General features: G+C 39.7%; 23 protein-coding genes and 1 tRNA gene. 20 read left to right on the top strand and 4 right to left on the bottom strand.

Going from position 1 to position 24,377, the window contains the following annotated elements; all coding sequences use genetic code 11:
- Window positions 1-448: 448 nt before the first annotated feature.
- The 3 genes from Q0I54_RS09975 to Q0I54_RS09985 all read left to right on the top strand — a co-directional run bounded on the left by Q0I54_RS09975 (window position 449) and on the right by Q0I54_RS09985 (window position 2,478).
- The gene (locus Q0I54_RS09975; protein WP_296118398.1) at window positions 449-682 is read left to right on the top strand and encodes a hypothetical protein; all 234 of its coding nucleotides are present in this window, start codon (window positions 449-451) and stop codon (window positions 680-682) included.
- A gap of 512 nt (window positions 683-1,194) precedes the next feature.
- The gene (locus tag Q0I54_RS09980; protein WP_296118399.1) at window positions 1,195-2,100 is read left to right on the top strand and encodes a precorrin-6B methylase; all 906 of its coding nucleotides are present in this window, start codon (window positions 1,195-1,197) and stop codon (window positions 2,098-2,100) included.
- Window positions 2,101-2,103: 3 nt separating this feature from the next.
- Window positions 2,104-2,478: a DUF3783 domain-containing protein gene (locus Q0I54_RS09985; RefSeq protein WP_296118400.1), complete on the top strand. Its 375-nt coding sequence runs from the start codon at window positions 2,104-2,106 to the stop codon at window positions 2,476-2,478.
- 130 nt (window positions 2,479-2,608) lie between these two features.
- Here Q0I54_RS09985 and pta read toward each other — a convergent pair whose 3' ends face one another.
- Together pta and Q0I54_RS09995 are read right to left on the bottom strand one after the other, a co-directional pair.
- The gene (gene pta, locus Q0I54_RS09990; RefSeq protein WP_296118401.1) at window positions 2,609-3,583 is read right to left on the bottom strand and encodes a phosphate acetyltransferase; all 975 of its coding nucleotides are present in this window, start codon (window positions 3,581-3,583) and stop codon (window positions 2,609-2,611) included.
- Window positions 3,584-3,802: 219 nt separating this feature from the next.
- Window positions 3,803-4,468 carry a DUF1638 domain-containing protein gene (locus Q0I54_RS09995; RefSeq protein WP_296118402.1) on the bottom strand — a complete coding sequence of 222 codons (666 nt, stop codon included), beginning with the start codon at window positions 4,466-4,468 and terminating at the stop codon, window positions 3,803-3,805.
- Between the two features lie 129 nt (window positions 4,469-4,597).
- Between Q0I54_RS09995 and Q0I54_RS10000 the strand changes: the two genes are divergently transcribed.
- Window positions 4,598-4,670, top strand: a tRNA-Lys gene (locus Q0I54_RS10000).
- A gap of 276 nt (window positions 4,671-4,946) precedes the next feature.
- Window positions 4,947-6,116, top strand: coding sequence for a cation diffusion facilitator family transporter (locus Q0I54_RS10005; RefSeq protein WP_296118403.1), 1,170 nt, complete (start codon window positions 4,947-4,949; stop codon window positions 6,114-6,116).
- 7 nt (window positions 6,117-6,123) lie between these two features.
- On the opposite strand, the gene Q0I54_RS10010 is transcribed toward Q0I54_RS10005, so the two are convergent.
- On the bottom strand, window positions 6,124-6,939 hold the full coding sequence (locus Q0I54_RS10010; protein WP_296118406.1) for a MerR family transcriptional regulator: 816 nt from the start codon (window positions 6,937-6,939) through the stop codon (window positions 6,124-6,126).
- Window positions 6,940-7,145: 206 nt separating this feature from the next.
- Here Q0I54_RS10010 and Q0I54_RS10015 point away from each other — a divergent pair, with 206 nt between their 5' ends.
- On the top strand, window positions 7,146-8,486 hold the full coding sequence (locus Q0I54_RS10015; RefSeq protein WP_296118408.1) for an MATE family efflux transporter: 1,341 nt from the start codon (window positions 7,146-7,148) through the stop codon (window positions 8,484-8,486).
- A gap of 42 nt (window positions 8,487-8,528) precedes the next feature.
- Entirely contained in the window at window positions 8,529-9,752 is a 1,224-nt protein-coding gene (gene arcA / locus Q0I54_RS10020) for an arginine deiminase (protein ID WP_296118410.1), read from the top strand.
- 68 nt (window positions 9,753-9,820) lie between these two features.
- Here arcA and Q0I54_RS10025 read toward each other — a convergent pair whose 3' ends face one another.
- A complete protein-coding gene (locus tag Q0I54_RS10025; RefSeq protein ID WP_296118412.1) occupies window positions 9,821-10,498 on the bottom strand; it encodes a GntR family transcriptional regulator in 678 nt (225 codons plus the stop codon).
- 197 nt (window positions 10,499-10,695) lie between these two features.
- Here Q0I54_RS10025 and Q0I54_RS10030 point away from each other — a divergent pair, with 197 nt between their 5' ends.
- The 13 genes from Q0I54_RS10030 to Q0I54_RS10090 all read left to right on the top strand — a co-directional run bounded on the left by Q0I54_RS10030 (window position 10,696) and on the right by Q0I54_RS10090 (window position 24,277).
- Complete coding sequence (locus Q0I54_RS10030; RefSeq protein ID WP_296118413.1) at window positions 10,696-11,460, top strand: dihydroorotate dehydrogenase electron transfer subunit; 765 nt, start codon at window positions 10,696-10,698, stop codon at window positions 11,458-11,460.
- The gene (locus Q0I54_RS10035) at window positions 11,450-12,376 is read left to right on the top strand and encodes a dihydroorotate dehydrogenase (RefSeq protein WP_296118414.1); all 927 of its coding nucleotides are present in this window, start codon (window positions 11,450-11,452) and stop codon (window positions 12,374-12,376) included. The genes Q0I54_RS10030 and Q0I54_RS10035 overlap by 11 nt, the downstream gene beginning before the upstream one ends.
- Window positions 12,377-12,543: 167 nt before the next feature.
- Complete coding sequence (locus tag Q0I54_RS10040; RefSeq protein ID WP_294784781.1) at window positions 12,544-13,761, top strand: Nramp family divalent metal transporter; 1,218 nt, start codon at window positions 12,544-12,546, stop codon at window positions 13,759-13,761.
- A gap of 41 nt (window positions 13,762-13,802) precedes the next feature.
- Window positions 13,803-15,167 (top strand): dihydroorotase family protein, encoded by a 1,365-nt coding sequence (locus Q0I54_RS10045; protein WP_296118415.1) that lies wholly within the window; start codon window positions 13,803-13,805, stop codon window positions 15,165-15,167.
- A gap of 96 nt (window positions 15,168-15,263) precedes the next feature.
- Window positions 15,264-16,583, top strand: a complete 1,320-nt coding sequence (locus Q0I54_RS10050) for an adenylosuccinate lyase family protein (protein ID WP_296118417.1) — start codon at window positions 15,264-15,266, stop codon at window positions 16,581-16,583.
- A gap of 28 nt (window positions 16,584-16,611) precedes the next feature.
- Window positions 16,612-17,784: an NADP-dependent malic enzyme gene (locus tag Q0I54_RS10055; protein WP_296118419.1), complete on the top strand. Its 1,173-nt coding sequence runs from the start codon at window positions 16,612-16,614 to the stop codon at window positions 17,782-17,784.
- A 153-nt stretch (window positions 17,785-17,937) separates the two neighbouring features.
- The gene (locus Q0I54_RS10060; RefSeq protein WP_296118420.1) at window positions 17,938-18,783 is read left to right on the top strand and encodes a fumarate hydratase; all 846 of its coding nucleotides are present in this window, start codon (window positions 17,938-17,940) and stop codon (window positions 18,781-18,783) included.
- 17 nt (window positions 18,784-18,800) lie between these two features.
- Window positions 18,801-19,355, top strand: a complete 555-nt coding sequence (locus Q0I54_RS10065) for a Fe-S-containing hydro-lyase (protein WP_294899637.1) — start codon at window positions 18,801-18,803, stop codon at window positions 19,353-19,355.
- Window positions 19,356-19,463: 108 nt separating this feature from the next.
- Window positions 19,464-19,910 carry a metallophosphoesterase gene (locus Q0I54_RS10070; protein ID WP_367270827.1) on the top strand — a complete coding sequence of 149 codons (447 nt, stop codon included), beginning with the start codon at window positions 19,464-19,466 and terminating at the stop codon, window positions 19,908-19,910.
- A gap of 19 nt (window positions 19,911-19,929) precedes the next feature.
- Complete coding sequence (locus Q0I54_RS10075) at window positions 19,930-20,208, top strand: hypothetical protein (protein ID WP_294784767.1); 279 nt, start codon at window positions 19,930-19,932, stop codon at window positions 20,206-20,208.
- Window positions 20,209-20,669: 461 nt separating this feature from the next.
- A complete protein-coding gene (locus Q0I54_RS10080; RefSeq protein WP_296118421.1) occupies window positions 20,670-22,157 on the top strand; it encodes an efflux RND transporter periplasmic adaptor subunit in 1,488 nt (495 codons plus the stop codon).
- Between the two features lie 18 nt (window positions 22,158-22,175).
- A complete protein-coding gene (locus Q0I54_RS10085; protein ID WP_296118422.1) occupies window positions 22,176-22,958 on the top strand; it encodes an ABC transporter ATP-binding protein in 783 nt (260 codons plus the stop codon).
- Window positions 22,952-24,277, top strand: coding sequence for an ABC transporter permease (locus tag Q0I54_RS10090; RefSeq protein WP_296118424.1), 1,326 nt, complete (start codon window positions 22,952-22,954; stop codon window positions 24,275-24,277). Before Q0I54_RS10085 ends, Q0I54_RS10090 begins: the two co-directional genes overlap by 7 nt.
- Window positions 24,278-24,377 lie beyond the last annotated feature (100 nt).

The following is a 24,377-nucleotide window of genomic DNA, read 5'->3' on the forward strand; positions in this document are numbered from 1 at the left end:
CCTAAATATGCCTCTTTCTTCGCCCAGAGCCCGCTTTTTCTTTGATTTTCCGGCCATCCCACATTTGTCCGTTTCTTCCCCCACGTATATTCGCATCTTTTCCAACCAGTCACCGTTAATTAGCCTGTAAATGTCCGTACTTTATTTTCAAAAACCCCGTAAAATCAATGTTTTTCGACATTTTTTGTGGATATAATATAAAGAATATAAGATAGTTGTTTACAAATAAATAAAAAGAATAGAATATTATCAACAACGGTGTTGTCACTGAATCATAGATTTTCATATCTACACTAACAACGAATATTTTTCTTTAATCTTCTGAGAACAACAAGAAAAAAAACTTCAATACTTAACTTAAAATATTTTTCTGCTATACTGGAACATGTTGTTGTTGATAACTGTCACAACAATATGTTTACAAAATTATCAACAAAAGGATGAGATTATGGAAAAAGGTATTGAAGTAGTTGCAAGATATCATTATCAACAGGGGTATTTTGTTGAAGTGACGACAGAAAAATCTGTTCTGGCTGGCAGAGATTACTGGTTATGTAAGAAAAACAGCCCACGAAAAGTGTTCATGTTCAGCAGTAAATTCAAAAATGAGGATCAGGAAGTACATCAGATCATTGACCAGATCAAAAACAATGTTGAAAAGTACGAACATACAAATGCATAAATAAGAAGAAAAAAGCCACTTGGATTTTTATAATAAGAAATACTTATGACAACGCAAAAATTCAGGTGGCTTTTAATATACATAAAATGTATAATTATTCATTTATTGCAATAAAAAACCGGGTTCGTTTTGAATCCGGTTTTTTTGGGGAGAGTGAGTTATGAAAAATTTATCTATATAAAGGAAATAGTTTTTTGTCGCCCCTGAATGTGCCAATGCTGGTTAACTGACTACCCTCAGAAGCTTTTTATGTTAGGTTATTGGCTTTTCATCAAATTTCAAATGTTTGTTATGTGTTTCACTTGATTTATTTGATACTGTTATATTACTGGTAAAATGTGTTCTTTTTGTGGCTGAAATATGAAGAAAAAAGAAAGTATCTCTTAACAAATTATAATAAGGCAGATTTGCAGAACGGTATGGATTTATTGACGTGTGTTTTTGATAATGGTAAAATTAACATAATTAAATGCAGATCGCATTTTTGAATTAATTTATGGGAGGTATTTCTTATGGAACAGCAGATTTTTACCAACGAGAGCATTTTATCCTGGCTGCAGTATTTTGCGAAAAACACAGCCATTGATCTGGAAAAAGTGAAGATGCTCGATATCACCCGAAAAAATAAAAACCTGATTCCGACAGTTGAGTCACACAAAGCCGTGCTGGTGTTTACAGAAGCCGGAATTGACGATATTTTTTACCGGATGTGGAACGCAGGACTTGGAGATTGTGATGTATGGTATAACGAGGGCTCAGAGCCTGTAGGAGAGATCAAATACGATAAAGTGAGCAATATGATCAACCGTGGTATCAATGCATCCGCAGGCATGCTGATCGTGAATGAGCATGCGCGTAACACTTATAAAATTGGTATGGATAATCATAATTTCAAACGTGGTTCCATTCATTATGTAGGAAGCGAGATACGTTCTGTCATCTTAAATAAGATGCATGTAGGCCGTCAGGACGACATTTGTGTCATCAGTGGGGAAAGTATTGCCGTAGAGGCTGCTATCATCGCCACAGAGGGCACTGTGATCGCTGTAGAGTACAATAAAGATGATCGTGCAACGATGGAAGAGAACATTGATCATTTTGGCCTGCACAACATTCAGGTGATCGATCATGTGGATGAAGAGACCATGAAGGGATGTCCGGTTCCGTCACTGGTATTTATGGTGGCATCTGCAAGCATGGAGCAGGAGATTGAGTATCTGACAAAATTAAATCCGCAGATCAATATCGTGATCTATACACTGGATTTTGGCGTAGCTGCATCTATTTCCGGCATTTTTGAAAAATACGGCATCAAAGATACTGAGGTTATCCAGATCTCTGTAGCCAGATTGAACAGCAAAAATTCCTTTGAACAGCAGCCGGCTCCGTGGATCATTACAGGAAAGGCAGACTGCTAAACGATGGCGAAAGTATTATTATTTCAGTGTGAAAACGAAAATGAGATCCGTCAGGTTCTGACTCCGATGAAAATACAGGCAGTGTCTGTTCCAAAAACGAAGTATCATATGACGTTAGGAGATCTTTTTAGGGAAACAGAGGATGAAGGATATTTTGGTGGTGCTTATCCGAATGGAAGCATGATCGTGATGTGTGATTTCACGGAGAAACAGCTAGATCGCCTTCTGATGGATTTAAGAAACCGTAACGTAAAAATAGACTATAAAATGGTTATGACGGCTACAAACGCCTCCTGGGACGTTCTGCACGTATATTTCGAAGCTCAGCGCGAGAAGATGATGTATGAGATGGCACAAAGGGACCGAAAGCTTTTTTAAATCTTACTTGGTGGCTGAAAATTTTAACCAATGTGTAAATGAAAGAAAAACAGGATTTTTCCTTGGCGAGCGATTGTTAGCCGCAAAGGGAAAATCCTGTTTTTCTTTTTCATAAACTTATTTAATAAAATTAGCTTAATGCTGCAGTGATGATAGCCATGGAGTATACTTCCAGTGCGTTGCATCCTCTGGACAGATCGTTGATCGGTGCATTCAGACCAAGAAGGATCGGACCGTAAGCATCGAATCCACCAAGACGCTGAGCAATTTTGTAACCGATGTTACCAGCGTTGATGTCCGGGAAGATAAATGTGTTTGCATGTCCTGCAACTTTTGAATCTGGGCATTTTGTCTGTGCAACACGCGGAGATACAGCAGCATCAAACTGAAGTTCTCCATCGATAGCCAGATCCGGATTAGCAGCTTTTGCTTTTGCACAAGCGTTACGCATTTTGTCAACATCCTCACCTTTACCGGATCCGAGTGTTGAGTAGCTTAAGAATGCAACTTTCGGATCAATACCGAAAATCTTAGCACACTCAGCTGTCTCAAGTGCGATCTCTACCAGATCATCCTCAGTAGGTTTGATGTTGATTGCGCAGTCACCCATTGCCAGTACTTCGTTGTCGCCTGTAGCAGCCGGACGAACGAGGATGAAACAGGATGATACGATCTTGTTTCCTGGTTTTGTTTTGATGAGCTGAAGAGCCGGACGAACGGTATCAGCTGTGGAATATGTAGCACCACCAAGTAAGCAGTCAGCGATTCCCATTTTTACAAGCATTGTTCCGAAGTAGTTACCATGAGATAATGCTTCGCGACACTGCTCGTCTGTCATTTTACCTTTACGAAGTTCAACCATCTGTGCAACCATCTCATCCATGCGGTCAAAGTTTGCCGGATCGATGATGTCTGCACCGTTGATATTGTAGCCTGCTTCCTCAGCAGCAGCTTTTACTTCATCTACATTACCAACAAGGATTGGTTTTAAGAATGTACCTGCAAGCAGACGGGAAGAAGCTTCCAGAATACGTGCATCAGTTCCCTCTGTGAAGACGATTGTACGAGGGTTTTCTTTTAATTTCTGTATTAATTTGTTGAACATTGGTCTCGTTTACCTCCATTAATAATTTAATATACTCGTCATTTCTATTGTAAACGTTTTGCCCTAAAATGCAAGGAAAATGCTGATTGTTTTGTAGAAAAAAACGAACATTCCGGGATAAATTGGGTAAATGGGTGTTTTTTAGTCTGGCAAGCGTGAATCTCCGGTAATTCAAGTGCCGACGTAGCTCACATAGTTTTGGCAAATCTAATGGGTGTATCAAAGTTCAAAAAGAGAGGTGGTGATCGGTTCTCCCGGCGCAAGAGTCAGTATGTTTGGATCTTCTGTGCCGCAGATCAGATGTTCCAGTGTCGAGATATTTCCCGGAACAGTTTTGCAGTTAAATCCAAGATAAGCGGAAGCTTTTTCTGCATATTGCTTTACCGGTTTTAGGTCATAGCATCCTGTGTCAATGATAGTCAGCGTGTGATATCCTGCGTACATAGTCTGAAAAATCAGATCACGCATTTCAGAATCGTACTGTTTGGATAACAATTCATATTGTTGCAGAATGGCTTCTTTGTCCAGCGTCCATCCACGGGTCAGATAAATGGAATCTGTTTCGGTCTGCTTACGACTGGTTCGCGGTTGTCTGCAGAGCAGTTGATTGATACAGTCGTCAAAATGGGGGATACGTAAAATGGTATGTTTGCTGACAAGTCCGGCGGTTCCGTTGCCACAGAGTCCAAAGGTAAGCAGAATTTCATCCTGATCCTGAAGTTGATCAATGTGGGTTTGCAGAAGCTGATTCAGCTTTTTCGGTGTATTGTGAAGTCCGCGTTCCACCCAGATGACGGGAAGATCAATGTTTGTCTGTTTTAAAATATGATTGACCTCGTCTGCGAGCATAGCGCAGGAGATGAGGGTGCGTTTTTTGTTTTCCATAAAGACCTCCTGTTGTGGGGTTATTATCTGTATCGTATCATAAATGAAATAAATATTATAGTTTTTGTATAAAAAAGCTTGCATTTTGTTTTGGTATCCGTTATAATAGCACTTGCGTTAAAGACGTATGCGCCTTTAGCTCAGCTGGTAGAGCAGTAGACTCTTAATCTATTTGTCCAGGGTTCGAATCCCTGAAGGCGCATTATATGAGGTCATCCATACGGATGACCTTTTTGAATAGGATGACAGGGATTCGGTCTTCGCGAAACGTTATACAAAGCATCTCAGAGCAGATTCTGAGGTGCTTTTCTTAGTATACAGGGAGTTAGAACAGGATATCTTCTGTAAGAAATATAAAAAAATGGTGGGGCAGATATAACTGAAATAATATGTATGTTACATAGATATATAAAATTAGAACTGGGGTGATTAAAAATAGCATGTATACTGAGGGTGAGAAAGAAAGGAAGATATAGATATGACGGAATTATTGATAAAGATGTTTGTGAAAAATAGTAAGGACACGAAGGATGCCAAGGTTCGTCTGGCATATGGTAATCTGGCTGGAATCGTTGGGATTTTGTGCAATGTATTACTGTTTGTTGGAAAATATCTGATCGGAACGATATTTGGTTCTATCGCGATCGCAGCAGATGCGGTGAACAACTTAAGTGATGCATCCAGCAATATTGTCAGTCTGCTTGGATTTAAACTGGGTTCAAAAAAAGCAGATGAGGAGCATCCTTTTGGTCATGCGCGATATGAATATCTGGCAGGGCTGGTAGTCTGCGTTATTATCGTTGCCATCGGATTGTCTTTGGCAAAAGAAAGTATTTTAAAAGTCATTCATCCATCTGAGGTGGATTGTAATCTACTGATGATTGTTGTATTACTTATTTCTATTTGTGTAAAATTGTGGATGAGTATTTTTAACAAGAAAATCGGTATGAGAATCGAATCCGATACACTGATCGCGACGGCGGCAGACAGTCGAAATGATGTGATTTCTACGTCAGCTGTTGTAGTTGCAACTATTTTATGTAAGGTGACAGGGTTAAATATTATTGATGGTATTGCTGGTATCGGTGTGGCAGTATTTATTTTGTATAGCGGTATTGGGTTGATTAAAGAAACGTTAAGTCCTCTGCTTGGAAAAGTTCCGGCAGCAGAATTTGTCAATCATATTACAGAGAAAATACAGTCGTATCCTGGAGTCATCGGTGTGCATGATCTGATGATCCATGATTATGGTCCGGGAAATCTGTTTGCCACGGTGCATGTGGAATTTCCAGCGGAGACACCTGTCATTGAGGCGCATGAAGTCATGGATGAAATTGAGCGTGATTTTCAGGAACAGGAGCATATGATTCTGACAATTCACTATGATCCGATCGTTGAGGAAAATGCGGAAGTGGCAGAAATCAGAGCTTTTGTCAGTAAGGCGGCAAAGGAGCTTGATGAAAGACTTTCTATCCACGAAGTTCGTCTGGTTCCGGGAAATGAATCCAGCAATGTGATTTTTGACTGTGTAAAACCTGCTGGATTTAAAGTCAGCGACAGTGAGATAACATCCTATCTGCAAAAACGTGTGACAGAATGGAATCCACGCTATCGCTGTGTGATCAAAATAGAGCAGAGTTATGTCTGAGTAATCCTTAGTCTATAATTTCAACTTCAATCTGGGTTACAAAGTCATCTGTATTTTTTTCAATAAAACTATTTACCACATCATATTCGATGTACAGATCGCTGGTTCTAAGGTGATGCTCCTTTTTATAATTTCGTATTCGCTCGTAAGTCTCACCAATCGTATTCCAGTGACCGATGTGATAAGCTGTCAGATATTTTCCAGCAGGAAGTATCTGGCAGTTTTTGATTGCAGGTTTCTGTGTCATGAGCAGTGCAACGTTATCATAAGCATCGTAAATGCCGTGCTCCACATTTTTTCCATATTGAAAATAAGCAATATCGTAATCTAGATAAGGATTGTTCTTTTGCAGCTGCGTAATTAATTCATTGAGTTTTTTTGAAAATGACTGTGTGGAAGAAGGATCTGCTTCTTTATAAAGGTAATAATATGGTGGATAGGTATTTATTTCAATCATGGAAAAATCGGTTTGTTCGGCAATTTTTATCTTCTTTCGCTGCTGTTGCATCCATTTTTTCATAGCCTGTAGTTTTTTTATCTGTTGTGTAATCTGACTTTCTCTTTCGAGAAAAATTTGTTGAAAAATTTCCGGGTTTCGTTGAGACATGTAAGTTTGAATTTCCTTTAAAGGCATGTCGAGATCACGCAAGACCAGAATGGTGTTTAGAATCTCAATCTGCTCAATGGAATAGAATCGGTATCCTTTTTCGTTAATATGTTCTGGTTGAAACAGACCGATAGCATCATAGTGAAAAAGTGTATGTTTGGTGATTCCCATCAGTTGAGCCAGTTCTCCGGTAGTCAGATAATCTTTGCGTTCCATATAATTAAATGCTCCTGTTTTGTAAAAAAATATAGTGTAAAAATCTGCTTGACTATAGGGTTACCCTATACTGTATGCTGACATATGTCAAGAAAGAAATGATTAAAAAAGCGCATTTGTAAACTGACATATTATTCTTAGTATCACTGTTTGTGACAGATAGAATCATGATTTAGTAGAAAGTAATTTAGAAAGAAGGTGTTTTTATGAGTATGTCTTTGAATCAAGAGTTTACCCCTTTAAAATTGTTACGATTTGCGGCACCTTCCATCATCATGATGATATTTATGTCAATGTATACGATTATTGATGGAATGTTTGTATCACGTTTTGTAGGAAGTAATGCATTATCAGCAACTAATATTGTGTATCCTGTTGTAAATATTATGATTGCAATTGCAACGATGCTGGCAACCGGTGGAAATGCGATCATCAGTAAATATCTTGGTGAAGAGAAAAAGCAAGAAGCCAAAGAAAGGCTTACCATGTTTGTAGTAATTACATTAATTGTCAGTGGAATAATTATGCTGGTTACACTGTGTTTTTTAAATCAGATTTGTTATATGCTTGGTGCTACCGATGAATTACTGATGTATTGCAGAAATTATCTTATGATTCTTGTAATTTTTACCCCGGCCTGTATGCTGCAGTCATTATTTCAAAGTTATCTGGTAACGGCAGAGCGCCCGACACTTGGGTTGATCCTGATCATATTAGCAGGAATTTTAAATGCAGTGCTGGATTATGTGCTGATCGTGCATTGCCATCTGGGAATCAGCGGTGCCGCACTTGCAACCGGAATCGGACAGTCGATACCGGCAATTGCAGGTTTGCTCTTCTTTTTCACAAATAAAAAGGGACTTTGTTTTACACGGTTTCGGGTGAAGATTGGAGATTTTTTGCATGCATGCTATAATGGCTCTTCCGAAATGGTATCTCAGTTGGCAGCAGCTATTATCACGTTTTTATTTAATTCAGTTATGATGCGGCTGGCCGGTGCAAATGGGGTGGCTGCCATTACGATTATTTTGTATGGAGAATTTTTATTTAATTCATTTCATCTTGGTTTTGCTGTTGGAATTGCTCCGATTGTCGGTTTTCAGTATGGTGCACAAAATAAAGCTCAGCTGAAACGTATCTATAAGACAACTTTTATTTTTATAATTGCATCATCTGTTTTGATCACTGTGGTTGCTGCATTTTTGGCAAAACCAATTGTTTCGATATTTACAAAGGATCCGGGAACATGGAAACTGGCCTCTGTCGGATTTCAGATTTTTGCGATAAATTTCCTGTTCAGTGGAGTTAATATTGCATCTTCTGGATTTTTTACCGCTCTGTCCAATGGAAAAGTATCTGCGCTGATTTCTTTTTGCAGGACATTGCTTTTTACTGTTTTATTTTTACTTGTGCTGCCGCGCGTATGGGGATTGAACGGCGCGTGGATCGCGATTCCTTCATCGGAACTGTGTACATTAGTCCTGTCAGTCTGTATGCATGTGAAATATTTTATAAAAAAGAGTGAAAAAAATTATATTTTGGGATAAAATGTACGTTATGAATGAACGGGAGAAGGAGGACGCCGTAAAATGGCAATCCATGTAAAAAGCGAAATTGGAAAATTGAAAAAAGTAATGCTTCACAGACCAGGGCAGGAGCTTGAGCATCTGGTTCCGGAAGATCTGGAGCGGCTTTTATTTGATGATATTCCATATTTAAAAACAGCAAAAATCGAACATGATATGTTTGCAGAAATCATGCGGGGACAGGGAGTGGAAGTCGTATATCTGGAAGATATGACGGCAGAAGTGTTAAAAAATCCAGAGAAAAAGGAGCAGTTTGTCCGGGAATTTATCGCAGAGGGAGGTGCTTCGGCAACAAAAGTCCGTGACCAGTTGTACGACTATCTGATGAAAATTTCAGATGAAAAGGAACTGGTGTTAAAGACCATGTCTGGAATCCGGGCTTCGGAATTGAATGTAAAAATGAGCTGTCCGTTAGTAAGTCAGGTGAAAAAGGAGAGTCAGTTTTTGCTTGATCCGATTCCGAATCTTTATTTTACGAGAGATCCCTTTGCCTGCATCGGAAACGGTGTCAGTCTGAACCGGATGTATTCCCGAACCAGAAGGAGAGAGACACTTTACGGAAAATATATTTTGAAATATCATCCGGATTTTGCTGGAAAAGTGCCGTTTTATTATGACAGAACCATGGATTTTTCCATTGAAGGCGGAGATATTCTGAACTTGAGTAATAAGGTGATCGCTATCGGAATTTCACAGCGTACCACACCGGAAGCGATTGAACTTCTGGCACAGAATATTTTTGCGTGCGAGACGTCAGAGGTTGAAACAATTATTGCCCTTGATATTCCATCTGTGCGGGCGTTTATGCATCTGGATACGGTATGTACGCAGGTGGATTATGATAAATTTACGATTCATCCGGGAATTATGCAGACATTGCGTATTTTTGAAATCAAGCCGGGAAATCAGAAAGGGCAGCTGAAGGTAACCGAATCTGATGCGATGCTTTCTGATATCCTTGCAAAATATCTGGAACTGGATAAAGTGACATTGATCAAATGCGGTGGCAAAGACAGGATTGCTTCTGAACGTGAACAGTGGAACGATGGTTCTAATACTCTTTGTATTGAGCCGGGAAAAGTTGTCGTATATGATCGAAACTATGTGACAAATGAGATTTTACGTCAGCACGGTATCGAGGTACTGGAAATGGCAAGCTCGGAGTTGTCCAGAGGCCGTGGTGGCCCACGATGTATGAGTATGCCGCTGGAAAGGGAAAATATATAGAAAATAGCAATATAATCATAAAAAGAGTTACACATAAGGAGACGATTTTGTGTGTAACTCTTTTGTCATTAATTGGACAGATAATGTGAAATGAGATCGTTCATGTATTTGTTTGCTTTTTCCTGATTTTGGATGGCGAATTCTTTTATGAAATTTGTGTCGTTGTCAATAATCGCCTGCAATAATTCCCTGTGGTGCTGTACGTAGTTAGGAGAAAAATTATAAGTGAGAATATTATTTACAATAATTCGTTCCTTAAATTCTAGTCGTTTTGTAATCTGAATTAGTTCTGTGTTTCCAGTTGCTTTTATTAAAAGTGAATGAAATTCAACGTTATTATCATATTGCTGAATTGGATCTTTCAGGGTTTTTCCATGATGAAGATTCGCTTCCAGGCGCATAAGAATTGTGCGGGGAATCCGCCCTTTTAAAAAATCAATTGCAGCAGTGCGTAGCCATTCTAACATTTCCAGAGTATCTAAACATTCGTCAAGCTGCAACTCACGAATAATACAGCCGTGAGTAGAATCTGTCGTTGTCAATCCTTCCATTTCGAGTTTTTTTATAGCTTCACGTACAGGGGTACGGCTAATCTGAAACCAGTCTGCAAGTTCTTCTTCTTTTAAACGAAATCCTGGCGTAAGAATACCGGTAGCGATTGCTTCTTTAAATGTGCAGTACACCATATCACTTACCTGTTTTTTTTCTCCAAGTTTATCTCGTATTTTAAGTAACTGTTCTTTCATATGAAGGCCTCCTCCTGATGTAAACACTCTATGATAAAAGTATAAAAAAAACAGGAGAAAAGTCAATGTATTTACAGATATGTATATATCTGTATACAGGCGTATACATTTATGTACAAATATATAAAAATGCATTACTTGAAAGAAGAAATTGCGTTGTTATACTGGAATTAGAAAGAAGGGGGAAATGATAAAAAATGAAAGAAAAACTGTTAAGTATGATTACGGAAAATAAGAAACTTGCATCTGGAATTTTCAGTATGAAAATTCAGGCACAGGGATTGACTGTTAAAGCCAGACCGGGACAGTTTGTGATTTTATATTGTAAGGATGAAAGCCGAAAACTTGGTAGACCATTAAGTATTTGTGAAATTGATCATGATAAACAGGAACTGAGAATTGTATATCGTGTGGTTGGAAAGGGAACAGAAGAGTTTTCTAAATTGAACGTTGGAGACCAGATTCCTGTATTGGGACCATTGGGTAATGGATATGATATTCACGCAGAGCATGTTTTGCTGGTTGCGGGCGGAATTGGAATACCACCTATGCTGGAGCTTGCAAAGAGCATATCAGGAGAAAAAACGATTGTATTGGGATATCGTAATAATGAATTATTTTTGAAAGAGGATTTTGAAAGATATGGAAACGTTTATATTGCCACCGATGATGGATCTGCAGGAATAAAAGGAAATGTAGTTGATGTAATAAAATATTACGGAATAGATACAGATATCATATGTGCCTGTGGTCCGACACCAATGTTACGGGCACTTGCAAATTATACGGATGAGCAGGATATAGAAGCAAAATTTTCGATGGAAGCACATATGGCATGCGGAATAGGTGTTTGTCTCGGATGTGCGATACCAATCAGAGATGAACAGGGATTTGTATATAAACGTGTATGTAAAGATGGTCCGGTATTTGACAGTAAGGAGATTATGTTTGATGAAATGTAAAGAGATAAAAATTGGACAATTAAAATTTGCAAATCCGGTATTTGGAGCATCCGGATGTGTCGGACATGGTTATGAACTTCAAGATTATACGGATATCAGCAGAGTTGGTGCATTGTCCATGAAAACAGTAACTTATGATCCGAGAATAGGAAATAAACCTCCACGCATCTGTGAAGTGCCGAATGGAATGATGACATCCATTGGACTTCAGAATCCGGGAGCAAAAAAATACATTGAGGAATATCTGCCTGAAATAAAAAAGGCGATGAGACCGGATCAAATTATCATCAGTGTCGGTGGAAATGATACTGAGGACTATTTGAGAACGGTAGATATGTTTCTGGAAACATGTACGGAAGATGATATTGCAGCAATTGAACTTAATGGTGCGTGTCCGAATGTAAAACATGGAGGTGGTGTCATGAGTGCTTCGGCAGATGCAATGTATGAATTGATTAAAGTAGTAAAAAAACATACAGATATTCCTTTGATTGGAAAAATGAATACAAATTTTCAAAATTTTTGTGATGTTGCGAAAGGAATTGAAGCAGCAGGGGCAGAAGCTGTGTATCTTGTAAGTACACCGATGGGATTACGGATCGATATTAAAAGACGTAAACCAATGATTGGAAATGTAGTAGCACCGGTAAACGGTCCGGCAGTTTTTCCGCAGTCTGTATTGAAGACATGGAATGTATATAAAAGTGTTAATATTCCGGTGATTGCCAGTGGTGGTATTTATACAGCAGAAGATGCAGTTGAGATAATGATGGCAGGAGCTGCTGCTGTTGGAATTGGAAGTGCACAGTTTATCAATCCAAATGCCATGAATGAAATACTGGCAGGACTGGTTCAGTTTTGCGATGATAACGACATTGATTCGTTTGCAGAATTGACAGGTTCTGCACAGATATAAAAGAAGTATTTTTCTGTATACAGTAAAAAGCATTAAGAAACAGATGTATATGTACAAATAAGAAAATATGAGAAAAAGTTGTTATATAATAGCAGTATAAACCAGTTAGAAAGTTGCGCAACGATAACTGATAAAGTTTTAAAATATTTACATAAGGAGAAGGTAAAATGGAAAAACAGTCTAATATGAAAATCGCTTTATCCAGACTAGGTCCTGGATTCATTATTGCAGCAACAACGATCGGTGCCGGTTCCATTGTTTCATTTACAAACAGTGGTGCAAATTTCGGCTTTAATTTATTGTGGTGGCTTATTATTTTAGCTGTTTCACTTTATGCATTCAATTTTGCAATGAAAAAGTATACAGCAGTTACAGGGGACACCATCATGGATGGAATTGCAAAACACTATGGTCGTGGATGGGCAATTATTTGTGCGCTGGCAGCTTTTGCCGGTCAGGTCATTTATGGAATTGGTAACTTTATCGCAGTAAGTCTTGGTGTAACGATGTTATTTCCGAATTGCCCATTTAAAGTTGGTGGATTGATTGGATTAGCAGCTTGCATTTTAATGTATATTGCAAAGAATATATACAAAAAAGTGGAACTTGTTACAAAAGCATGCTCTATCATCATGGTAGTTATTTTTGTTATTTCTGTTATTGTTACAGGAGCTACAGCCGGTACAGCAAATGTAGTAAGTATGAATCCGGTAGGAATGCCGGGTGGAAGTTTCCTTGTAATGCTGGCATTGATGGGAACAACCTGTAATTTATCTACACAGGCATGGGCCTGCAACCTTGCAAAGCAGAAGGGTTATTCTACAGATGATATTAAAAATAACGGATTAAAACTTGATACGATCAGCCAGATTGTGGTTGTCATTGGTGTATCAGCCTGCTGTCTGTTAATTGGAGCAATGTTATTACCGGGTTCACCGATTACAAATGGTGGTGAATTAGTAGGTGCGCTTGCTGGGTTACTTGGTGTATGGATTCGTCCGGTATTTGGAATTGGCTTTGTGGCAGCAGCATGGTCTTCACAGATTATGGCACCACAGATTGGTGTAGATCTTTTGTTTGATGCAGTTGGTTCTGACAGACAGAATGTTCGTTTAGAAAGTGCAGTTAACATTATTATGTTAGTTTTTGCAGCAGTTGTTGCTTGTGTTGTTGGAGGTATTCCGGCACAGCTTCTTACCGTTGCACAGGTAGGTGGAATTATTTGTACACCGCTTCTTGGAATATTTACAATTTTACTGGTTAATAAAAAAGAAGATATGGGAGAGTACAAAATTAAAAATTCCTATACGGTTTTATTAGTGGTTTTATATATTGTTCAGGTGGCTGTTATTGTAAATAACGTAATCCGTCTGATTACACATTAATGTTAACAGATAAAATATAGGAATCACAGAGAGGTATAAAAATGTACGATTTAGTAATTAAAAACGGTCTGGTATATCAGGATAAGAATTTTTATCCGCTGACCGTTTGTGTAAAAGGAGAAAAGATTGCGGCACTGATGGCGCCGGATGCTGAAGTAGAAGCAGTAGAAGTATTAGATGCAAAAGGAAAACATATTTTACCAGGATTCATTGATCCGCATTGCCATATGAGAGATCCGGGACTGACACAGAAAGAAGATTTTTATACAGGAACCTGTGCAGCAGCGCATTCCGGAATCACCATGATCATGCCGCAGCCAAATACAAAACCGGTTCCATCCACACTGGATGCTTATATGGAGCAGGTAAATGCAGGAAAAGAAAAAGCAGTCGTAGATTTTAATCCGATCGGAAGTCCGCTTGGATCAGCAGAAGATGTAGAGCAGATTGCAAATGCCGGAACGATGTGGTTTAAGATTTTTGAAAAAGTAGCTACATATCCTTACAATACGACAGCGGGTACACTGGATACACACAAGATTTTTGAAGCGTTCCAGAACTGTGCGGCAAACGGAAAATACTGCAGTGTGCATCCGTTTGATAAATATTTCTTTGATGCAGCAGTAGAAAAAGTAAAAGCGGAAGGAAAAGAGGTCACACTTCGCAATGTACGTCATCTCTGGTATAGCGATGAGGAAATGACAGGAGCTGCTTATCAGTTATCTTATTATGCAAAGAAAGCCGGATTAAACTGGTATGCAATGCATTGCTGGATGCCTGGCTACATTGATCTTGTTCGTATGCTGAAAGCAAGAGGCGAGATGAAGATTGTTTCTTCCTGTGAGTATATGCCGGCCATTAATGCATCCGATGAAATCTGGGATATTGAAAACCAGAAGTTTATTTACATCAATCATGATGCTGCACCGGATCTTGATAAAATTTGGGAGGGTATCCAGGATGGAACCATTGATATGATGGGATCGGATCACGCACCGTGCAAACCGGAAGAGTACAATCCGGATGATGCATTACATACAAGTGCAGGATTTGCAATGCTGGATTATTATGGACATCTGCTTGTAAGTCATGTAAATGAGGGACATTATTCTCTGCAGAGACTTGTTGAAATCACATCTGAAAACTGTGCAAAAACCTTTGGATTATATCCGAGAAAAGGTTCTAATATTGTAGGTACAGATGCAGATTTTACCATTATAGATATGAATGAGGAATGGGAGATCACAAAAGAAGATAAAGTATATACCAAGACTCAGACAATTCCATATGTTGGCCGTAAAATGCATGGAAAAGTAACACAGACAATCGTACGTGGCCGTATCGTTATGAGCGATGGCGTTGTAGACTGTGAACCGGGATATGGTAAATATATTATGGTAGAGTAAATAAATACATGCCGCAGGCTGCGTCAGAAGGAGGGAGTACCCGCTGATTAAATCTGCGGCATTTGCTTTACAGAAATAGAAAAGGACTGGAATAAAATGAGAAAAATTTTACCTGAAATAGAACAGATATTATCAGAAAAAGGATTGTTCAGCCGTTGGCTTAAGGTGGAAAAAGCGCTTGCCAATGCGCAGGCGGCACTGGATATCATTCCACAGAAGGCAGCAGATGATATAAGCAGAAATGCAAAAACAGAATGTCTGGAACTGGAAAAATATCATGAAATCTATGAAAAAACAGGGCATCCTATGGTATCCCTACTCCGCCTGCTGGAGAAAGCTGCCGGAGAAGAAAGCGGACAGTACATCCATCTGGGAGCTACGACCCAGGATATTATAGATACCGGTATGGTACTTGCTCTGAAAGAAATGTTTGACAAAGCGGAAGAAAAGCTTTGCAGTATCATTACATCAGTTTGTAATCTGGCAGAGAACTACGCAGACACACCGATGATGGGACGGACACATAATATTCAGGCATTGCCAATCACATTTGGATATAAAGCAGCTGTCTGGGGTGGTGAGCTTGGACGCTGCCTGGACAGAGTACGTGAGAGCAAAGAGAGAGTTCTTGCATTACAGCTGTCCGGAGCGGTAGGATCTATGGTTTCTTTTGGAGAAAACGGAGAAAAGATCCAGGAACTAATGGCAGAAGAACTGGAACTTTCAACACCGGATATCTGCTGGCACGCATGTCGTGACCGTTATGTGGAATTTGGTAACGACATGGCTTATATCGGCGGTGCACTGGCCAGAATCGCCGATGAGGTATATCTGCTGATGGGTACAGAATTTGGTGAGTTATCCGAATACTGGGGCGAGGGCCGTGTCGGATCTTCCACTATGCCGCATAAAGTAAATCCGACCAGTACACAGCACATGAAAGCGAAAGCAACACATCTTCGTTATCATGCAGCACAGATCGCAGAACTGGCACTGGTAGATCATGAACGCAACATGCAGCATTTTATCGGGGAGAGAAAACTGATGGAGGAAATCTGTCTGTATGCGGCAGAACTTCTGGACAGAGGCGATGAACTTTTAGAGACCTTAGTTGTAAATAGCGAAAAAATGAAAGAAAATATTGATCTGCTCGGCGGGCTGACACAGTCTGAACATGTCATGCTGGCTCTGGGTAAAAAAATCGGAAAACAGCATGCACATCACATTGTAAATGAGATTGCGGTTCGTTCTTTCAAAGAAAATCTGAATTTCGAGCAGGAACTCTGTAAGGATGAGAGAGTAAATTGTGTTCTTGTACCGGCTGAAATTCATGAATTGCTGGATCCGATGCAGTACATCGGAAAATGCCCGCAGATGGCACGAAAAGAAGCTGAAATATTACGGAAAAAATTATAATGTTTATCAGTTAAAAGGAGCAGAAAAAATGGATATCAATGAAATTGCATTAAAGAAACATTATGAATTGAATGGTAAAATAGAGGTTGTATCCCGCGCTGCATTAAAAACAAGAGATGATCTTTCTGTACTTTATACACCTGGTGTAGCGGCACCGTGTCTGGAGATTCAGAAAGATATCAATAAAAGCTATGAGTTGACAAGAAGAAATAATCTGGTGGCTGTTGTGACTGACGGTACAGCAGTCCTGGGACTTGGAGATATCGGACCGGAAGCCGGAATGCCGGTTATGGAAGGAAAATGTCTGCTGTTTAAAGAATTAGGTGATGTAGATGCATTTCCACTTTGTATACAGTCCAGAGATGTCGATACGATTGTTGAGACAGTAGCACAGATTGCGGGCAGTTTTGGAGGAATTAATCTGGAAGATATTTCAGCACCGCGTTGCTTTGAAATTGAAGAAAAATTAAAAGACAGACTGGATATTCCGGTATTTCACGATGATCAGCATGGAACAGCTGTTATTGTTCTAGCTGGAATCATCAATGCATTAAAACTTACCGGAAAGAAAAAAGAACAGTGTAAAGTGGTCGTTAACGGAGCAGGTGCAGCGGGGATTGCAATCACAAAACTTTTATTAAATTATGGTTTTGAAAATATCATTATGTGTGACATTCACGGTATGCTGGCTCGAGATGATGAAACCTTAAACTGGGCACAGGCAGAGATGGCCCATCGTACCAACCATGAAGTACAGCATGGAACACTGGCCGATGCTTTAGTTGGAGCTGATATTTTCGTAGGAGTTTCAGCACCAAATATCATCACGGAAGAAATGGTACGCACCATGAATAAGGATTCTATCTTTTTTGCAATGGCAAATCCGACCCCTGAGATCATGCCGAATCTGGCAAGGAAAGCCGGTGCAGCTGTTGTAGGAACAGGAAGAAGTGATTTTCCAAATCAGATCAATAACGTTATGGCATTTCCGGGTATTTTCCGTGGAGCACTGGATGTCAGAGCCCGTGAAATCAACGAAGAAATGAAGATGGCAGCAGCTCTTGCGATTGCAGGAACACTTCCGGATGAAGAACTCTGTGCAGACAAGATCGTGACGGATGCCTTAGATCCGAATATTTTTAAAAATGTATCAGAGGCAGTAAAAGAAGCTGCGATCCGAACAGGAGTAGCCCGTATTTAAGGGATATTTATTAGCATATTTTCTAAATGTTATACAAAAATAATAACTGGAAAACCATTCACATTTCTTTTTGTTTGAGCTATGATAATAAATAGCACAAAGAAAGCATGATAAATGTGAATGGTTTTCTTTTTAGTTACGAGGAGTAAAAAAATGATCAGAGAAATTAATGTAAAAGAATTAACCGAGAACATCAGTGAGATGTGTATACAGGCAAATCACTACCTGTCACCGGATATGGATGTGTGCATGAAGCAGGCTGTCGAGACAGAAAAATCCGAGCTTGGAAAAAAAATCCTGAATCAGCTTCAGGAGAATCTGGAAATTGCGGACAAAGAGATGATTCCAATCTGTCAGGATACGGGAATGGCAGTTATTTTCATGGAAATCGGCCAGGATGTACATTTTGTGGGCGGCGATTTTGAGGAAGCGGTCAATGAAGGTGTCCGCCGTGGTTATGTGGACGGCTATCTGAGAAAATCCGTGGTAAAAGATCCGCTGATCCGTGAAAATACAAAAGATAATACACCGGCAGTTCTGCATACAAAAATTGTTCCGGGAGATAAAGTAAGAATAACTCTCGCACCGAAAGGATTCGGAAGTGAGAACATGAGTCGTATTTTTATGCTGAAACCGGCAGATGGCATTGAAGGTGTAAAAAATGCAATTCTGACAGCAGTCAGAGATGCAGGACCGAATGCCTGTCCGCCAATGGTTGTGGGCGTTGGTATCGGTGGAACTTTTGAAAAATGTGCTCTGCTTGCAAAACAGGCTCTGACCAGACCGGTTAATGAACATTCCGATATTCCATATGTCAAAGAAATGGAAGAAGAGATGTTGACAAAAATCAATCATCTTGGCATCGGACCGGGTGGACTCGGAGGTACAACCACAGCACTGGCAGTAAATATCAATACTTATCCGACACATATCGCAGGACTTCCTGTGGCAATCAATATCTGCTGTCATGTCAACAGACATGCGGTAAGAGAACTGTAGGACAGGAGGAAATTATCATGGATAAACATATACATACACCGATCACAGAAGAAATTACCGCTGACTTAAAAGCAGGCGATTACGTTTATATCACAGGTACACTTTACGTGGCCAGAGATGCGGCACACAAACGTATGATGGAAGTACTGGATGAAGGAAAAGAACTTCCAATCGACATCAAAGATTGCACGATTTATTACATGGGACCGTCCCCGGCCAGAGAAGGACGACCGATCGGTTCCGCAGGTCCGACGACCGCAAGCCGTATGGACAAATACGCTCCGCGTTTACTGGATCTTGGCGAAAAAGCCATGATCGGAAAAGGAAAACGTACCAAAGAGGTCATTGATGCAGTTGTTCGAAACAAAGCAGTTTACTTTGCAGCTATCGGCGGAGCAGGCGCATTGCTTTCAAAATGCATCAAAAAATCCGAGATTGTATGCTACGAGGACCTTGGTGCAGAGGCAATCCGCAAGATTGAAGTCGAGGATTTCCCGGTTATTGTAGTCGTAGACTCCGAGGGAAATAATCTGTATGAAACTGCAATAAAGGAATTTGCTGTGGAAGATTAAATGTCTTTCTGTTTGAGCTGAGAGTATCAATTTGTTGTCCACTGCATATAGCGTCGGGAGTCATTACTCATTTGAAAAAAATATTCTGAAGAAAGAATGTGTGAAATATTGAAGAAAATAGGAATTATTTCAGATACACATAACCTGCTTCGACCGGAAGTTCTGGAAATATTAAAATCCTGTGACTGCATTGTACATGCAGGTGATGTAACAAAAGAATCTGTGCTGGATCAGATCAGGTTTCTTGGAAATCTGTATGTTGTCCGTGGCAATAATGACGGTGACTGGGCGAAAAATATTGCCGGAGTGCTGAAATTCGAAATAGATGGTATTCATTTTGTTATGGCACATGAGCGAAGACATCTGATCAATCAGACAGAAGGGGCGGATGTGGTCATTTTTGGTCATACGCACAAGTATTTTCAGGAACAGGTAGAAAAGACGCTCTGGTTGAATCCGGGAAGCTGTGGATATCCACGTTTTGGTGGGGCGGTAACAATGGCCGTCATAGAAATAGACCACGGAACATATCATGTCAGAAAAATTGACCTTTAAGAAGATAGGAGTGAAAATCATGGGAATTCCGGAAATGCTGGATGAATTAAAACAAAAAGCGTGGCATGATGATACACTGCGGCAGGAATTACTTGCGACCAGAAAAGATGAACAGCCGTTGACCGCATTTTGCAGAAAATGTCAGGAATACGGATATCCGGTCTATGAGATGGAGCTTGTCCTGGCAGGAGAGGAATTTTATGCAACCATGAAACGCAGTACAAATGGTGGCGGAGAAAACTCTCCGATGCTGGAAGGTGAAGATGATTTTTATGAATTGTTTTTTGCCGGATTGTAAATGCTGAAAATGAAATATTATAAAGACAAAATCGGAGAATCGTTCTTCAAACGCTAAACGTTCATTACCCTCACTTAATCGCTTATTGAGGAAAGATTCTCCGATTTTGTCATTTCAGTTATGTATATTGATATGTCAGCTACTTCATAATTAGAGCCCTTTTCTGTCTGTTTCTTCCTTAACACAAATGAAGAAAAATAGAAAAACGTGAAAAATAGCAGGAAAATATGCAGAAAAACGTGATATAACACAAGATATATGACAAAAAACGTGAATGTTTGATGAAAACGTTATCTGATGAGCAGATAACAAAGTCATAAAAACTTAAGAAATTCCTACAAGTTTTATATACTTTTATACTTTAGAATAAAAACATCTTAATTATGTTGAAATTATACATATATGATATCAACATCAGGTGAAAATCGACAGTATAAGAAAAACAACAGGGAGGACGAATTGTGAAAAAAAAATTCAAACACAAAAAACTGGTGATCGTGCTGGCCATTATCATTGTAGCGATTATCGTGCTGGTGGGCGTGGCAAAACGAAAACTGACCAGCGTATCAGAGGCAACCAATATTGTGCAGCTTCAGAAAGTAGATAAACGGGATCTGTCCGATTTTATCTCTCTGACAGGAACGGTAAGTGGTGAAACGAAGATCAATTATTCTTCTACAGCTGCGACTGAGATCAAAACTGTAAATGTTCAGGTGGGAGATGTTGTAAAAGAAGGCGATGTGATCGCAACTCTGGATAAAGATTCGATTCAGAAACAGATTGATGTACTGGAAAAATCCCTGTCAAATGCAGCTGCATTAAAACAGAATGAAACGAATCAGAATCAGCGTGCCCTTGAGCGTGCCAAAGAAGATCAGAAAAATCAATTAGCACAGGCAAATGACAGTATCAACAGTGCAGAAGCTGCGTATACAGCAGCACAAAATACTGTAAATTCATTAAATAACCAGATGAAATCTGTATCAGATCAAATAAATGCGGCATCCGATGAAGATACTAAAGCAGCACTTCAGGAAAAACTTTCTGATCTTCAGGATCAGCTTTCCAGTGCAAAAAGTGATCTTACATCTGCAGACAGTGCCCGCAAAGAAGCAAAAAACAATTATACGAGCGTAAAATCCTCCACCGATGATGCGATTTATTCTGCTCAGAGCAGTATTGAATCTGCAAAATATAATCAGACCGATGACAGTGATACACAGACACAACTGGATCAGTTGAGAAAACAACTGGACGATTGTACGATCACAAGTAAAAGTGCAGGTATTGTTACTGCAGTCAATGTGTCTGTCGGTGATGTAAATACAGCAAATGCTACGTTAGTAACAGTAGAAAATAATACTGACATGATCGTGAATGCAAGTGTAACAGAAAAGGATATTCTGAAACTGCAGGAAGGTATGAAAGCGATCATTACTTCTGATGCGTTGGATGATCAGGAAATCAGTGGCGAGATCATCAAAGTGGTAAAAGTATATAATGCTTCCCAGCCGACGACGGAACAAACCGGACAGGAGACTTCCGGGGCAGCCAATACCGGCGGATTTTCGGTACAGATTAAATTAGAGCCGTGTGATCTGATTAGTGGTATGAGTGCAAAGGCAAAAATCGTTCTGACAGATCGTGAAAATGTGCTGTCCGTACCGTATGATCTGGTGAAGCAGGATGAGGATGGAAAAAATTACGTCCTCTGTGCAGAAGAAAATAAAGATGGTACTTATACAGCTGTAAAGAAAAATATCACAATTGGTGATGAGATTAATTATTATACAGAAGTGACCGGTGGCGATCTGAAAGCAGGAGATTACATTATCATGGATTACTCTATATCCGAAGGAGATACTTTCCAGGGAGAAAGAGGAAGTGATGTAAGTGAAACTGAAGATGGCGGTTCTACAGGCGTGAGTTCCGAAGTAACTGCGGATTAATCATGGAGGTTTTTATACATGTCAAATGAAACTATGATCCGCATGGAACAGATCGTGAAGACATATTACATTGGCCAGCCAAATGAATTGGAGATTTTGCACGGAATCAATCTTGATGTCAAAAGAGGGGAATTTGTTTCTATTGTAGGAGAATCCGGTTCCGGAAAAAGTACGCTGATGAATATTATGGGTATTCTGGATCGTCAGACTTCCGGAAACTATTTTCTGGAAGGCGAGGATGTCAACAGCATGGATGATACCGTACGAAGTGTCATGCGGAATAAAAAAATAGGGTTTGTATTTCAGAATTTTAATCTGATTCCGAGAGCAAATGCGTTAAAAAATGTAACGTTGCCTTTGATGTACAGTGAACACCGTCCAAAAAATGCAAAAGAAATCGGTATGCAGATGTTAGAACTGGTGGGAATGGCAGACCGTGCCACGCACCGTCCAAATGAGTTGTCCGGCGGACAGAAGCAGAGGATTGCCATTGCCCGGGCGATGATCAATGATCCATCGATCATTCTGGCAGATGAACCGACCGGTGCGCTGGATTCCCAGACCGGTCATATGATCATGGATATTTTCCACAAACTTCATGAGGAACAGGGAAAAACAGTTGTACTGATCACGCATTCAAAGGAATTGGCTGCAGAGACCGAGCGAATTGTCACATTAAATGATGGTATGATCGTATCTGACAGCAGAAAAACAGAAAAAGGCTGTGATTTGTCAGAGCATCACAAGATGAATGATGGGGGCAATAAGCCAGAAATCGGAGAGGAGGGAATGACATGCTGATAGAGAATATCAAAGAAGCCTTTCAGAACCTTCTTTCCAATAAAATGCGTTCCCTGCTGACTATGCTTGGAATCATCATCGGTATTTCTGCGGTTATCACGATCACGACCATCGGAACATCCATCAAATCAACGTTGAATGCTACATTAAACTCCCTTGGTGGAAACAGTATCAGCGCCAGTGTGGATGCTATTTATCCGGAGGATGATGCGGACTGGTCAAACTGGGAATATCCGAAGATGACAGCGGATGATTATATTACACAGGATATGTTGGATGAATTACAGGAAACCTATCCGGACGAGATTGCAGGCTTTGGTATTTCTGCTTATCTTGGCAGTGGTCAGATTTACAAAAACAGTGATAAATATGCGAATGTGGACGCAACAGGAACGACAAAAGAAGAACTGGAGTACATGAAAATTAATATTCTTCGTGGACGTAATCTGACAAAGCAGGATATGAAAAAGGAGAAACGTGTATGCGTTGTATCCGATACGATGGCATCCTATTATTTCGGAAGTGAAGATCCTATCGGACAGCAGATTATTTACAGTGGAAGTGATGGTTATTCTTATGAATTTACAGTAGTAGGTGTGTATGAATATAATGCTGCTATTTTTGGTAAGCAAGATACGACGATTCCGGAAAAAGACCGCAGCACTACCATGTATATTCCCGCCACAACTGCAAATAAATTAAATCATAGTGAAGCGACCAATGGATATACGTATATAAGTGTCCTTTTAAAAACAGGCGCGGATCAAAATCAGGCAGAAACAGATATTCAGAGCTTTTTTGCAGACAAATATGCGAAAAATGAAAAATGGCAGGTCACAACATACAATATGTCTTCGGATATGGGCATTATTAATACGGTCATTAATGTAGTAACTGTGGCCATTTCCTTTATTGCAGCAATTTCCCTGATCGTTGGTGGAGTTGGTGTTATGAATATCATGCTGGTGTCTATCACTGAAAGAACAAAGGAAATCGGTATCCGTAAAGCGCTGGGTGCTAAAAATAAGGCCATCAAGCAGCAATTTCTGATCGAATCTGTGGTACTTTGCCTAGTTGGTGGAATCATTGGAATTCTGATTGGAATCCTGTTTGGATTTATTCTCGGAAAAGTGGCGATGCTTGTCATCAACAGCTATTACAGCGATTATGCAGGTTATATTATCATGAATGTACATCCGTCTGTATTAGCAATTATCCTTTCTGTATGTTTCTCAATGCTGATCGGTGTGTTCTTCGGATCTTATCCGGCGAAGAAAGCAGCAAAAATGGAAGTAATTGATGCACTGAGATATGAGTAAATTTTTCGTTTTTTTAAAATTAATATAGGACGTACGAAATCGGGTCATCTTGTCCCGGCGGCTAACAATCGCCTGCCAGGAAAAGATGACCCGATTTCTG

The sequence above is a fragment of the uncultured Eubacterium sp. genome (assembly GCF_934295145.1).
Taxonomy (GTDB): domain Bacteria; phylum Bacillota; class Clostridia; order Lachnospirales; family Lachnospiraceae; genus Eubacterium_I.